This window comes from Streptomyces netropsis (genome assembly GCF_014203545.1).
Classification (GTDB): domain Bacteria; phylum Actinomycetota; class Actinomycetes; order Streptomycetales; family Streptomycetaceae; genus Streptomyces; species Streptomyces netropsis.
In genome coordinates this window covers 22,718-35,403 of record NZ_JACHJG010000010.1, presented here as the reverse complement: position 1 = coordinate 35,403, position 12,686 = coordinate 22,718, and the positions used below count along the sequence as shown (strand labels likewise).

Annotated in this window: 14 protein-coding genes; 8 read left to right on the top strand and 6 right to left on the bottom strand. The window is 69.4% G+C overall.

The genetic code is table 11. The features are described 5' to 3' along the window. Positions 1 to 5: 5 nt before the first annotated feature. Positions 6 to 179, bottom strand: coding sequence for a hypothetical protein (locus FHS38_RS22685; RefSeq protein WP_184736216.1), 174 nt, complete (start codon positions 177 to 179; stop codon positions 6 to 8). A gap of 531 nt (positions 180 to 710) precedes the next feature. Between FHS38_RS22685 and FHS38_RS22680 the strand changes: the two genes are divergently transcribed. The 3 genes from FHS38_RS22680 to FHS38_RS22670 all read left to right on the top strand — a co-directional run bounded on the left by FHS38_RS22680 (position 711) and on the right by FHS38_RS22670 (position 2,197). Then, complete coding sequence (locus FHS38_RS22680) at positions 711 to 1,100, top strand: helix-turn-helix domain-containing protein (RefSeq protein WP_184736214.1); 390 nt, start codon at positions 711 to 713, stop codon at positions 1,098 to 1,100. A 17-nt stretch (positions 1,101 to 1,117) separates the two neighbouring features. Then, positions 1,118 to 1,702, top strand: a complete 585-nt coding sequence (locus FHS38_RS22675; RefSeq protein ID WP_184736212.1) for a hypothetical protein — start codon at positions 1,118 to 1,120, stop codon at positions 1,700 to 1,702. A gap of 102 nt (positions 1,703 to 1,804) precedes the next feature. After that, a complete protein-coding gene (locus FHS38_RS22670; protein ID WP_184736210.1) occupies positions 1,805 to 2,197 on the top strand; it encodes a DUF2516 family protein in 393 nt (130 codons plus the stop codon). A gap of 147 nt (positions 2,198 to 2,344) precedes the next feature. On the opposite strand, the gene FHS38_RS22665 is transcribed toward FHS38_RS22670, so the two are convergent. Both FHS38_RS22665 and FHS38_RS22660 read right to left on the bottom strand, forming a co-directional pair. Beyond that, positions 2,345 to 3,568, bottom strand: a complete 1,224-nt coding sequence (locus FHS38_RS22665) for a PP2C family protein-serine/threonine phosphatase (RefSeq protein ID WP_184736208.1) — start codon at positions 3,566 to 3,568, stop codon at positions 2,345 to 2,347. A 604-nt stretch (positions 3,569 to 4,172) separates the two neighbouring features. Beyond that, a complete protein-coding gene (locus FHS38_RS22660) occupies positions 4,173 to 5,210 on the bottom strand; it encodes a C40 family peptidase (protein WP_229822127.1) in 1,038 nt (345 codons plus the stop codon). Between the two features lie 481 nt (positions 5,211 to 5,691). Here FHS38_RS22660 and pstS point away from each other — a divergent pair, with 481 nt between their 5' ends. From pstS to pstB, 4 genes are all read left to right on the top strand, one after another. After that, positions 5,692 to 6,822 carry a phosphate ABC transporter substrate-binding protein PstS gene (gene pstS, locus FHS38_RS22655; RefSeq protein WP_184736206.1) on the top strand — a complete coding sequence of 377 codons (1,131 nt, stop codon included), beginning with the start codon at positions 5,692 to 5,694 and terminating at the stop codon, positions 6,820 to 6,822. 107 nt (positions 6,823 to 6,929) lie between these two features. Continuing rightward, positions 6,930 to 7,922 (top strand): phosphate ABC transporter permease subunit PstC, encoded by a 993-nt coding sequence (pstC, locus tag FHS38_RS22650; RefSeq protein ID WP_184736204.1) that lies wholly within the window; start codon positions 6,930 to 6,932, stop codon positions 7,920 to 7,922. After that, a complete protein-coding gene (pstA, locus tag FHS38_RS22645; protein WP_184736202.1) occupies positions 7,919 to 8,995 on the top strand; it encodes a phosphate ABC transporter permease PstA in 1,077 nt (358 codons plus the stop codon). The genes pstC and pstA overlap by 4 nt, the downstream gene beginning before the upstream one ends. Before the next feature lie 26 nt (positions 8,996 to 9,021). Next, positions 9,022 to 9,801, top strand: a complete 780-nt coding sequence (pstB, locus tag FHS38_RS22640; RefSeq protein WP_184736200.1) for a phosphate ABC transporter ATP-binding protein PstB — start codon at positions 9,022 to 9,024, stop codon at positions 9,799 to 9,801. A 131-nt stretch (positions 9,802 to 9,932) separates the two neighbouring features. On the opposite strand, the gene FHS38_RS22635 is transcribed toward pstB, so the two are convergent. Both FHS38_RS22635 and FHS38_RS22630 read right to left on the bottom strand, forming a co-directional pair. Continuing rightward, positions 9,933 to 10,931, bottom strand: coding sequence for an inorganic phosphate transporter (locus tag FHS38_RS22635; RefSeq protein ID WP_184736198.1), 999 nt, complete (start codon positions 10,929 to 10,931; stop codon positions 9,933 to 9,935). Between the two features lie 6 nt (positions 10,932 to 10,937). Then, positions 10,938 to 11,558, bottom strand: coding sequence for a DUF47 domain-containing protein (locus FHS38_RS22630; RefSeq protein ID WP_116213255.1), 621 nt, complete (start codon positions 11,556 to 11,558; stop codon positions 10,938 to 10,940). A gap of 323 nt (positions 11,559 to 11,881) precedes the next feature. Here FHS38_RS22630 and FHS38_RS22625 point away from each other — a divergent pair, with 323 nt between their 5' ends. After that, complete coding sequence (locus tag FHS38_RS22625) at positions 11,882 to 12,277, top strand: metal-sensitive transcriptional regulator (RefSeq protein WP_184736196.1); 396 nt, start codon at positions 11,882 to 11,884, stop codon at positions 12,275 to 12,277. 63 nt (positions 12,278 to 12,340) lie between these two features. Here FHS38_RS22625 and FHS38_RS22620 read toward each other — a convergent pair whose 3' ends face one another. Next, complete coding sequence (locus FHS38_RS22620) at positions 12,341 to 12,523, bottom strand: hypothetical protein (RefSeq protein ID WP_184736194.1); 183 nt, start codon at positions 12,521 to 12,523, stop codon at positions 12,341 to 12,343. Positions 12,524 to 12,686: the final 163 nt, after the last annotated feature.

Genomic DNA, 12,686 nt, shown 5'->3' with positions numbered 1-12,686 from the left:
AACCATCAGCACAAGCTGCACCCGTCGGAGAGAACGGCGGAGTTGTACTCGCGGCCGGAGTTCGTCGCCTCGCTGGAGTCGCTGCCGGTGAAGGTGATCAGCACGGTGGAGTTGTTCAACTGGTGGCGTGGCGAGGACTGGACGGCGATCCGTACGGCCGCGCTGGGCGACGCGGCCACCTCTTGGCGGCCGGCGGCGCCGACGAGCCCAGAGCAGTCGCCGTCCGCCCCGCGGCGCCGGTGGTGGACCGGAGGACGTCGCGGGTAGCTGCGACTGCCTCGCCGAGGCTCGCCGTGGGCTATCTGACGATGTCAGATTCAGGCGGGATCCATTCAGCTCTTGCGGCAGACCGGGACCCTGTCAGCCTCGCTGGGAACGGATAGGGATGGTCGCCCGGAGCGCGCGGCGCGGCCTGGAGGAGGTGCGTCCGGTCTTCGAGTGCATACGCTTCCTCGCGAAGCTCGTCCGGATGATCACTCACTGGCTCGTCGAGTGACACGGCGTGCCGGCTCCTCGCACTACGGGCCATGGAGAGGGGGCCTGCGGAGGCGCTGCCGCACCCCTGCACCCCGCACATCAGGCCAGCTGGTGACAGTGGTGCTGCGAAGTGACATCTATCGCTGCCAGGCACACTCAGCCACAGACAGCTCCGGCTAACTTTTGCAAGCAGGTGCTTGCAAAAGTTAGCAACGTGCGGCAGCATCGACTCCATGGCATCACTCAACGTCGGCAACCTCGGTGAGTACCTGCGGGAACAACGCCGCAGCGCGCAGCTGACCCTGCGCCAGCTCGCCGACGCCGCGGGAGTGTCCAACCCGTATCTCAGCCAGATCGAGCGCGGCCTGCGCAAGCCGAGCGCCGAGATCCTGCAGCAGCTGGCCAAGGCGCTGCGGATCTCCGCCGAGACCTTGTACGTACAGGCCGGGATCCTCGACGAACGGGACAGGGAAGAGGCGGAGGTCCGCAGTGTGATCCTCGCCGACCCCTCGATCAACGAGCGGCAGAAGCACGTGCTGCTCCAGATCTACGAGTCCTTCCGCAAGGAGAACGGGCTCGCGACGGACGACGACGGCAAAGACGCCGGCACACCTTCGAGCTGATCCGGGAGACCATCGCCATGGCCATCGCCCAAGACATCCGCAAGGCCGCCACCGACACCGCCTACGCCGCGGCCGGCGCGGCCGATCTGACCGCCGAGAAGCTCGGGCAGCTCGTCACCGAGGCGCCCGAGCGCATCGAGAAGCTGCGCAAGACCGACCCCAAGGCCGTCCAGGAGAAGGTGACGCAGCAGGCCAAGGAGGTGCAGACCACGGTGAGCACCAAGTTCACCGAGATCATCGGGACCTTCGACGCCGATCTGAAGAAGCTGGGCCAGACCGCGCAGGACCTGACGCTCCAGGGCGTCGGGCAGGCCGTCGGCCTCGCGGCCGCCGCCGGTGAGAAGTTCGAGCAGCTGGCCGACCGCGGCCGCGGAGCCGTGAAGACCTGGCGCGGCGAGGCCGCCGAGGAGGTCGCGGAGATCGCCGTGGCCATCGAGCCGGACAGCGAGCCGCAGACCGACGGCCAGGCCGCCAAGGGCGAGCAGACCGAGACCGCGCAGGACTCCGACGCCGCGGCCCAGGACGACGCCAAGCCCGCCGCGAAGAAGACCACCGCCCGCAAGCCCGCCGCGAAGAAGGCCGACCCCAAGACCGGCGAGTAGGCGCTCCACAGCGGTCCGGGGGCGCGTGCCGCGTGCCCGGACCGTTCTCCGGGTACGGTGGCGCGCAAGCGTCCGCGATGAAACGACCTTGAGGTGAGCCGCGTGTTGGTGGACGGGTTCGGCAGCGCACTGGACTGGCTCGGGGAATGGCTTCCCCGCGTGCTATGCCTGTTCGCCCTGGCCGCGGTCGTCGACGCCGCGACCACCCGCGAGGACGCCTTCCGCGCGATCGGCAAGCAGACCAAGCGGTTCTGGATCGTCGTCACGGCCCTCGCCGCCCTCGTCTCCGGGCTGCCGTCCGCCCGCTACCTGGGCGGCGGATGGGCCTCGCTGGCGGGGGTCTTCGGCCGGCTGGGGTTCCTGCTCATCCTCGCCGGCCTCATCGCCACCATCGTCTACTACGTGGACGTCCGCGCGTCCCTCAAGCAGATCAACGGCCGTCGCAGCTGGCCCAAGCCCCGCGGCGGCGGGGGCGGCCCGTACGGCAGGCGCTAGGCGCGTCCGGTCGATCTTCGCGGGCTACCCTCGCGCACGCCCGGCACAAGGGCTGCCGTACGCCTCGCGATCGCACGCACCGGCCTCACGGGTCACGCTCTTAGGGCGGGCGGGCGGCGCGACGTCGCGGACACGCCCGGTCGGGGCCTAGCCCCAGTCGAGCAGCAGCACCGCCAGGTCGTCCGTCAACTCGCCGCCGTTCAGCGCCCGCACCTCCGTCACGGCCGCGTCCAGCAGATCCTCACCGCGCAGCCCCTCCTTGACCTGGCGGGTGATCAACTCCACCACGCCCTCCTGGCCGAGCCGCTGCGTCCCCTCGCCGACCCGGCCCTCGATCAGGCCGTCGGTGTACATCATCAGGCTCCAGGCGCCGCCGAGTTCGACCTGTCGGCGGGGCCAGCGGGCGCGCGGCAGCAGACCCAGCGCCGGACCGCCGTCCTCCTGCGGAAGCAGATGCGGTGCGTGCCCGGAGCGGACCACCAGCGGGGCCGGGTGTCCGGCCAGGCACAGCCCGGCCCGTCGGCCGTCCGGCGCTATGTCGACCGTGCACAGCGTCGCGAAGATCTCCTCGTCCGCGCGCTCGTACTCCAGCACCTGCTGGAGCGTGGACAGCAGTTCGTCGCCCGACAGCCCGGCCAGCGTCAACGCGCGCCACGCGATGCGGAGTTCCACACCGAGCGCCGCCTCGTCCGGGCCGTGGCCGCAGACGTCGCCGATCATCGCGTGCACCGTGCCGTCGGGGGTACGGACCGTGTCGTAGAAGTCACCACCGAGCAGCGCCCGGCTGCGGCCCGGCCGGTAGCGGGCGGCGAACCGCAGATCGGAACCCGCCAGCAGCGGCGTCGGCAGCAGGCCGCGCTCGAGCCGGGCGTTCTCCTGCGCGGTCAGCCGCGACTCGGTGAGCTGCCACTGCGCGAGATCCGCGCGCTTGCGCTCCACCGCGTAGCGAATGGCCCGGCTGAGCACCCGCGCGTCGAGTTCGTCGCGGAAGAGATAGTCCTGCGCCCCGACCCGCACGGCCTCCGCCGCACGCTCGGCGTCCCCTTCGGGAATGAGCGCGAGCACGGCCTGGCGCGGCGCGAGCCCCAGCACCGCGCGCAGCGTCTCGAACCCGTCGTCGGTCTCCCCCGGCAGGCACTCCACGCCCGCCAGGTCCAGATCGAGCAGGATGCACTGCACGTCGTCGGTGAGCAGCCGCTCGGCCTCGGTGAGATTACGGGCCGTACGGACCCGGACCGGCTTGCCCGCCGTGCCCTGCAGCTCGGTGAACGACAGCGACCCGCCGGGGTCGTCCTCGATCACGAGCAGGGTCAGCCCGCCGTCGGGCAGCACGGCGGGCTGCTCCGCCGGGCTCGGCGCGGGTACGGGCATCGTTTCGGCTTCCTTCCCACCCCCCGAGGGCACAGCGCCCACCGACCGGCGGGCGCCGAACGCGACCCTAGCGGCAAGGCTTGGGCCAACGGAATGGCACGGAGCCAATGACCGCTGTCATATGCCTTGCCCCGCATGGCATTTGGCGTGCGGGGGGCGAAACGACCAATGACAAACATCACGCGGCGGGGGGACTTGCCGTCCGTCAGGTGGACGTGGCCCCGGTCACGTTTCCGCTGCGCGGGGCTTTGACCTTTGCCGGGTCCGCTGCGCGGGGGCTTTGACGGTTGCCGGGTGCGGCACCGTTTCCGCTGGCGCGGGAGCTTTGACCGTTGCCGGGTGCGGCACCGTTTCCGCTGCGCGGGGGCTTTGACCGTTGCCGGGTGCGGCACCGTTTCCGCTGGCGCGGCACCGTTTCCGCTGGCGCGGGGCCGTTTCCGCTGGCGCGGGGCCGTGTCCGCTGCGCGGGGCCGTGACAGGTCGGTGTCGGGCCTCCAGGGGCCTTGTGTGGGGCCGCTTCGCCTTACGCCCCGCACAAGGCCCCCTCCGACCCGCCCCCTCCTGCCGGTGGGGGGGAAAGAAAAGACCCGTGGGTCCCCCCCCACTACCCCGGCCGCACCACGCCCAGGATCGGCATGGACCCCGCTCCGGCCAACGTCACCTGCCGGCCGGGCCGCGGCGCGTGCACCATCGTGCCGTCGCCCACGTACATGGCCACATGGCTGGCGTCCTTGAAGTAAATGACCAGGTCGCCGGGGCGCATGTCCTTGATGTCGACCTTCGGGAGCAGGCGCCACTGCTCCTGTGACGTGCGGGGGATCGCCCGCCCGGCGGCCTCCCAGGCCCTGAGGGTCAGGCCGGAGCAGTCGAACGTGTCCGGGCCCACCGCGCCCCAGACGTAGTTCTTGCCGATCTGCGCCGTCGCGAAGGCGACCGCTCGGCCACCCTCCGTGGTCGAGGCGCTCGTACCCGCGCCCGCCTCCTTGAGAGTGACGCTCTTCACGGGCTCGGAGGCGAGCCACTGGCGCTGGGCCTCCCGGGCGCGCTCCTCCTCGATCCGGCGCAGCCGCTCCCGTTCCTTCTCCTCCAGCCGCTCCTCGAGCCGCTTGGCGTCCTTGAGGCGGGTCTCGACCTCCTTCTTCGCGTCCTCTTTCTTCTTCCGCTCGCCGTCGAGCTTCTTCCAGCGCTCGTCGGCGGCCTTCGCGTAGCCGTCGAGCTTCTTCTGGGTGACCGCGACCTGGGCGAGGAGTCCGCGGGTGGCCTGCTCGCCCTTGTGGGCGAGGGAGACGCCGTCGAGGAAGGAGTCGGGTGAGGCGTCGAAGAAGAGCCGGGCGCCGTCCGGCATGCCGCCGGCGCGGTACTGGGAGCGGGCCAGGGCTCCGGCCTGGTTCTTGAGGCGGGCCATGCGTTCCTGGGCCGCGGTCACCGAGCGGGCGATCTCGACGATCGACTTCTCCTGGCGGGACTGCGCCTCGCTCGCCGCGTTGTAGGCGTCCGTGGCCGCCTCCGCCTTGCGGTAGAGGTCTTCCACTTCCCTGTGGACGTCCTCCAGGCTCCGTTGCGGGGGGCTGGGGTCCGCGTACGCCACGCCCGGCGTGACGATCATGCCCGTCACGACCGCGCACACGAGCGCGGTCGCCACGGCCGTACGTCTGCCTCGGGTGTGGCCGAAAACCGCCACCGAGCCCGTACGACCAACCGTCGCCCCCGCGACCACGCCGCCGTTCCGCCTCACAGGACACCTCCGCGACTTCCGCCCCCACGCCTGACATGCCGTCACACGAGGAACGGATGGTGCCACGGAGGATCGAAAACCGATAGAGATCTCTCACGGACTCGGCCGGAAACCGGCCCCCCGGTCAGGGCCACCACACTGACGGCCGAGGTTCACCTCCCGTTCACTCTTCCCCATCGACCGCTTCACCTGTTCTGCCTAATTTCGACCGTGGAAGGTGCGAGCCGAACGGCCGAACAAGGGCCGCCCCCGTACCGCCGAACACGATGAATCAGCAGGTCAGACCCCAGAATCAGCTACGGGGCAGGCCGGCTGGCCGCTCAGCGGAACAGCACCACCGACCTCTCGCACGCCGCCTCGCGGCGGCTCCCGAAAGGAACACCCGAAAGTGAAGCTTCAGCGTAAGAACCGACTCCGCGCAGTCGCCCTCGGCGCCATCGCCGTTTCCGGTGCCCTGGTACTCACCGCGTGCGGCTCGGACGACAACAGCGGCGGCGGCTCCACCGGCGGGGGCAACACGCAGGGTGCCGGCAAGATCAAGTGCGAGGGCAAGGGCCAGCTGCTGGCCTCGGGCTCGTCCGCGCAGAAGAACGCCATGGACCTGTGGGTCAAGAACTACATGGCGGCCTGCAAGGACGTGCAGATCAACTACAAGCCCACCGGCTCGGGCGCGGGCATCCAGGAGTTCCTCCAGGGCAAGACCGCCTTCGCGGGCTCCGACTCGGCGCTCAAGCCGGAGGAGGTCACGAAGTCCAAGCAGGTCGTCAAGGGTGGCCAGGGCATCAACCTCCCGCTGCTCGGCGGCCCGATCGCCATCGGCTACCACGTCCCCGGCGTGGACAACCTGGTCCTGGACGCGGACACCCTCGCCAAGATCTTCGACTCGAAGATCGAGAAGTGGAACGACGAGGCGATCAAGAAGCTCAACCCGGGCGCCAAGCTCCCCGACCTCAAGATCCAGGCGTTCCACCGCTCGGACGAGTCGGGCACCACGGACAACTTCACCAAGTACCTCAAGGCCACCGCCGACAAGTCGTGGCCGTACGAGCCCGCCAAGGCGTGGAAGGCCAAGGGCGGCCAGTCCGCCGACGGCTCGGCCGGTGTGTCCTCGCAGGTCAAGCAGACCGCGGGCGCGATCTCGTACTTCGAGCTCTCCTACGCCACCGCCAACTCGATCAAGACGGTGAAGCTCAACACCGGAGCCTCCGCCCCGGTCGAGGCCAGCTCCGACAACGCGTCGAAGGCCATCGCCGAGGCGAAGATCGTCGGCACCGGCAAGGACCTCGCGCTCAAGCTCAACTACGCCACCAAGGCCGACGGCGCCTACCCGATCACCCTGGTGACGTACGAGGTCGTCGGTGACAAGGGCAACAAGGCCGAGACCCTGCCCGCCACCAAGTCCTTCCTGACCTACATCGCGAGCGAGGACGGCCAGGCCGTCCTCAAGGAGATGGGCTACGCCCCGCTCCCCGCCGAGATCGCGACGAAGGTCCGCGAGAACGTCGCGAGCCTCTCCTGACCAGGTGCGGCCGGCCCTCGCTCCCGGGGGCCGGCCGCATCATCCGGTGCACCGCCGCGCCAGGAGCCGAAGCCGGCTCCGCAGACCGGAGAACCCGTGGATACAAAATGGACATAACTCCCGCAACTTCAGCAGCCCCGCCGCCCTTGTCAGGCGCCCCGGCCCCGGCCGAGCAGGCGAAGTCGGCCACCCGCCCCGGTGACCGGATCTTCCTCGGGTTCTCCCGCGGCTCCGGCATCCTGCTCCTGGTGATCATGGCCGCGATCGCCGCCTTCCTCGCCGTGCGGGCCGTGAACGCCCTCTCGCACAACGAGGGCAACTTCTTCACCACCTTCGAGTGGAGCGCCAACTCCACCCCGCCGGTCTTCGGCATCGCGGTGCTGGCCTTCGGCACCGTCGTCAGCTCGCTGATCGCGATGCTGATCGCCGTGCCCGTCGCCATCGGGGTCGCGCTCTTCGTCTCGCACTACGCGCCGCGCAAGCTCGCGACGCCGCTGAGCTACGTCATCGACCTGCTCGCCGCCGTCCCGTCCATCGTCTACGGCCTGTGGGGCGCCCTGTTCCTGGTCCCGCACCTCGGCGGCCTCTACAGCTGGCTGAACGACTACCTCGGCTGGACCGGCATCTTCGCGTACCACGACGGTGCCGCCCGCTCCCTCTTCACCATCGGCATCCTGCTGGCGATCATGATCCTGCCGATCGTCACCAGCGTCAGCCGCGAGGTCTTCCTGCAGACCCCGAGGATGAACGAGGAGGCCGCGCTCGCGCTCGGCGCGACGCGCTGGGAGGTCATCCGGATGTCGGTCCTTCCCTTCGGCCGCTCGGGCGTCATCAGCGCCTCGATGCTCGGCCTCGGCCGCGCCCTCGGCGAGACGATGGCGGTCGCGACCGTCCTGTCCCCGAGCTTCCTGATCAACACGAGCCTGCTCGACCCGGGTGGCGGAACGTTCGCTCAGAACATCGCGAGCAGCTTCAAGGAGTCCGGTGAGATCGGCAAGGACGCCCTGATCGCCTCGGGTCTGGTGCTGTTCGTGCTGACCCTGCTGGTCAACGGCGCCGCCCGGATGATCATCGCGCGCCGCAAGGAGTACACGGCATGAGCGTGACCATGGACAAGCCGCCGGTCGCCGACGGCGCCCCGCGCCCGTACACCCTGCGCCAGCCCCGCCTGCCGCGCTGGACCCCGCCGGCCCTCGCGCTCGGCGCGGCCGCCGTGGCCGTCGGCATCGGCATCGGCGCCGGGCTCGGCAGCCGGATCCAGTGGGGCCTGATCGCCGGGCTGCTCTTCGTCGTCGGGATGTACGCCCTCGCCGCCCGTGTCGAGGGCCGCCGGCAGGCCAAGGACCGCCTCGCCACCAGCCTGGTGTGGGTCTGCTTCCTGCTCGCCGTCGTCCCGCTGATCTCCCTGGTCTGGGAGACCGTCGCCCGGGGCTCCAAGGTCCTCGACGGCGGCTTCCTCTCCCACTCGATGTCCGGTGTCCTGACCATCCAGCCCGGTGGCGGCGTCTACCACGCGATCATCGGCACCCTGGAGCAGGTCGGCATCGCCACCGCCATCTCGGCCCCGATCGGCCTGCTGACCGCCATCTACCTGGTGGAGTACGGGCGCGGCCGGCTCGCGAAGGCCGTCACGTTCTTCGTGGACGTCATGACGGGCATCCCGTCGATCGTCGCGGGTCTGTTCATCCTCAGCTTCTGGATCATCATGCTCGACTTCGGCTACTCCGGCTTCGCCGGTTCGATGGCCCTGTCGATCCTGATGATGCCCGTGGTCGTCCGCTCCACCGAGGAGATGCTCAAGCTCGTCCCCAACGAGCTGCGCGAGGCCTCCCTCGCCCTGGGCGTGCCCAAGTGGCGCACGATCCTCAAGGTCGTCCTGCCCACCGCCATCGGCGGCATCGCCACCGGTGTGATGCTCGCGGTCGCCCGCATCGCCGGTGAGACCGCCCCGATCGTGCTCCTGGTGTTCGGCTCCCAGGTGATCAACAACAACCCCTTCGACGGAGCCCAGTCCTCCCTGCCGTACTACATCTACGAGCAGTGGGCGGCCGGCAACGAGGCCAGCTACGACCGCGCCTGGGCAGCGGCCCTGGTCCTCATCGCCTTCGTCATGATCCTGAACCTGGTGGCCCGCGGCATCGCCCGCTGGAAGGCCCCGAAAACCGGCCGCTGACGCGGTTACGAAAGAAGTTGATTCACATGGCCAAGCGCATCGACGTCGGCGGCCTGAACGCCTACTACGGCAACCACAAGGCCATCGAGGACATCTCGATGACCGTCGAACCCCGCTCCGTGACGGCCTTCATCGGCCCCTCCGGCTGCGGCAAGTCCACCTTCCTGCGCACCCTGAACCGCATGCACGAGGTCACCCCCGGCGGCCGCGTCGAGGGCAAGGTGATGCTGGACGACGAGAACCTCTACGGCCCCGGCGTGGACCCGGTCTCCGTGCGCCGCACGGTCGGCATGGTCTTCCAGCGGCCGAACCCCTTCCCGACCATGTCGATCTACGACAACGTCGCCGCGGGGGTCCGCCTCAACGGCGGCCGCGTCCGCAAGGCCGAGCTGGACGGCATCGTCGAGAAGTCCCTCCAGGGCGCCAACCTCTGGAAGGAGGTCAAGGACCGGCTGAACAAGCCGGGAGCGGGCCTCTCCGGCGGCCAGCAGCAGCGTCTGTGCATCGCCCGCGCGATCGCCGTCGAGCCGCAGGTCCTGCTCATGGACGAGCCCTGCTCGGCGCTGGACCCGATCTCCACCCTCGCCATCGAGGACCTGATCGGGGAGCTGAAGGAGCGCTTCACGATCGTCATCGTGACGCACAACATGCAGCAGGCGGCCCGTGTCTCGGACCGTACGGCGTTCTTCAACCTCGCGGGAGTCGGCCAGCCGGGCAAGCTCGTCGAGATCGACGACACCGAGCGCATATTCTCCAACCCCTCGGTGCAGGCCACGGAGGACTACATCTCGGGCCGCTTCGGATAGCCGGTCCCCCTCCGAGCCGCCTTGCGGCGCTGCATGGCGGTGCCGCCGCAAGGCGAAGGGCCCGCCCCCTGTGACTACCAGGGGGCGGGCCCGTTCGTTTTCTGCTCCGCTCACGCGGGGGGGGGCTGCGGTCAGCCGAACGCGAGGTACACGATCCAGTAGCTGAACGCGGCGACCAGCGCGGCGGCCGGCATGGTGATGAACCAGCCCATCACGATGTTCTTCGCGACGCCCCAGCGCACCGCGCGGGGGCCCTTGGTCGAGCCCACGCCCATGATCGCGGAGGTGATGACGTGCGTGGTCGAGATCGGCGCGTGGAACATGAACGACGCCGTGTACATGACCGACGCCGCCGTCGTCTCGGCCGCGAAGCCCTGCGGCGGGTCCAGCTCGATGATGCGGCGCCCCAGCGTCCGCATGATCCGCCAGCCACCCGCGTACGTGCCGAGCGACAGCGTCAGCGCACACGCGATCTTGACCCAGACCGGAATCGCGGCGCCCGCGTCCTGCACATCGGCGATGACCAGCGCCATCACCACGATGCCCATGGTCTTCTGCGCGTCCTGGAGACCGTGGCCGAGCGCCATGCCCGCCGCCGAGACCGTCTGCGCGATCCGGAAGCCGCGCTTGGCCTTGTGCGGGTTGGACTTCCGGAACATCCACATGATCACGACCATCACCAGATAGCCGAGGATCAGCCCGACGAAGGGCGACAGGAACATCGGGATGACGACCTTCTCGAGGACGCCCGACCAGATGACGGTCGTGCCTCCCGCGAGAGCCGCGCCGACCATGCCGCCGAACAGCGCGTGCGAGGACGACGAGGGCAGCCCGAAGTACCAGGTGACCATGTTCCAGACGATCGCGCCGATCAGGGCCGCGAAGAGGATGCCCATCCCCTTGTCGCCCACCGGCGTCTCGATCAGGCCCTTACTGACGGTCTTGGCGACCCCGCTGCCCAGGAAGGCACCGGCGAGGTTCATCACCGCCGCCATCGCGAGGGCCGCGCGCGGGGTCAGCGCCCGCGTGGAGACCGAGGTCGCGATGGCGTTCGCGGAGTCGTGAAAGCCGTTGGTATACGTGAAGCCGAGCGCGACCGCGATGGTCACGACGAGTGCGAACGTGTCCACCGGGGGTCAGGACTCCTTGACCGCGATGGTCTCGACGGTGTTGGCGACGTGCTCGAACGCGTCGGCCGCCTCCTCCAGCACATCGACGATCTGCTTGAGCTTCAGAACCTCGATGGCGTCGTACTTGCCGTTGAAGAGCTGGGCGAGGAGCTTGCGGTGAATCTGGTCCGCCTGGTTCTCCAGCCGGTTCACCTCGATCCAGTACTCCGTGAGGTTGGTCATGGTCCGCAGGTTCGGCATCGCCTCGGCGGTCAGCTCCGCGGCCCGCGCGAGGACCTCGATCTGCTGCTCGACGCCCTTCGGCAATTCCTCGACCTGGTAGAGGACGACCAGGTCGACCGCCTCTTCCATGAAGTCCATGATGTCGTCGAGCGACGAGGCGAGGTTGTAGATGTCCTCGCGGTCGAACGGCGTGATGAAGGAGGAGTTCAGCTGGTGGAAGATCGCGTGTGTCGCGTCGTCACCCGCGTGCTCCGCTGCCCGCATCCGCTCGGCGATCTCGGCCCGGGCGGAGGTGTCCGCTCCGAGCAGTTCCATGAGGAGCTTGGAGCCCGTGACGATGTTGTCCGCGGACGCGGCGAACATGTCGTAGAAGCTCGTCTCCCTGGGGGTCAGACGAAAGCGCACGTGGGATCCTCGGGGTGCAGCGGATTCGGTCTCGTTGATGCTAGGCGCATCATCCGGCCACAGCTAACTGGCATTCCCTCAGTGTCGCCCATCGGGCAGAGTGCTCACCAAGGCGGTACCGCCTCCAGGCCACCTTCCGGCCGTCTTGGGCAATAAATTTCGGTACCATATACCCGTCGGGGGTATGCCTTGGGGTATACGAACCGTTATACGCACCGCATAGGCGCCGCATACCGAGCGCATGCACCGTGAGTAAGCGCCGCACAGCTATCCGCGACACCACGACACGTACATCCGCGACGGGCAGAACGACGGAGGACGCCATGACGACCACGGAAGCCGCAGCGACCGGCACCACCGACCCGTCGGGCGCGGCGCCCTGCCACGGCGCCCCCGCCGCCGACGCCCCCGCCGCGGCGTCCGAGCAGCACCCCGGCCCCCACGGCTACAGCAAGCAGAAGGACCAGCACCTCAAGCGCCTGCGCCGGATCGAGGGCCAGATCCGCGGCCTCCAGCGCATGGTCGAGGAAGACGTCTACTGCATCGACATACTCACGCAGGTCTCGGCGAGCACCAAGGCCCTGCAGTCGTTCGCCCTGCAGCTGCTGGAGGAGCACCTGCGCCACTGCGTCGCCGACGCGGCCCTCAAGGGCGGCGCGGAGATCGACGCCAAGGTCGCCGAGGCCAGCGCGGCCATCGCACGCCTGCTGCGTACGTAACCCGCACGCCGGGGCGGACCGGGCGGAGCCCCGTGATCACGCGCCCGGGGCCGGGCACCGCGCTCAGCCCCCGTCGGCATCCCCCTGCGGCCCGCGAGGAACGACGCGGAGCACCTCGTCGATCCGGTCCGGACTGAGCCGCTCCTCGTCGACGCTCGACGCGGCGATCATCAGCTCACCGTAGAGATCGATCTCGATGAGGGCCACGGGATCCGGCCCGCCGGACGAACCGGGTCGTGAAGCCACGTGATTCACCTCCTCGGGTCGTCGGTCTTCCGCTCTGCTCTTCGCTTTGGTCTTTACATATTCTTTGCTTGCCCTCCGACGGATTCCGCGATCGCGCCCCCGCCGCGCGTTCCCGGTACGCGCCCCGGAACCCCCGGCACTCGGTTTACCAGCGTAGTGATCG